This window comes from Enterococcus sp. GPZ-007 (assembly GCF_059374735.1).
Window position 1 is genome coordinate 1 of sequence record NZ_JCAFYN010000129.1, and the last position, 335, is coordinate 335.

A 335-nucleotide genomic window follows, 5' to 3' on the forward strand; every position below is an offset into this window, starting at 1 on the left:
TCAAAACACTTAAAGAAATACTGGAAACTGCTTCAAAAGAATGCGTGGGAATTAAAGGGACAACACCGCTACTGGCGTCCATCCTTTCGTGATCATCTAACAGAAGCAGAGATAGTCGATCGACTATTATCTTATGATGACTCCTTAAAGCGGGGCTACGAAGTCTACCAGCATTTTCTGTCCACTATCAAAAGACGAGATGTTCCTGAATTCACCGCGCTCCTAGAGGAAAACTACAAGGAGTTGCCAGAACACTACCAACCAGTGTTCAAGACCTTCAAGAAATACCGAACAGAAATCAAACGAGCGTTGCGAGTTCCTTATTCCAACGGCCC

Annotated in this window: 1 protein-coding gene; it reads left to right on the forward strand. The window is 44.2% G+C overall.

All coding sequences use genetic code 11. The features are described 5' to 3' along the window. The coding region (locus tag AC4J95_RS21230) for a transposase (RefSeq protein ID WP_494551559.1) at positions 1–335 on the forward strand (335 nt) is incomplete at both ends.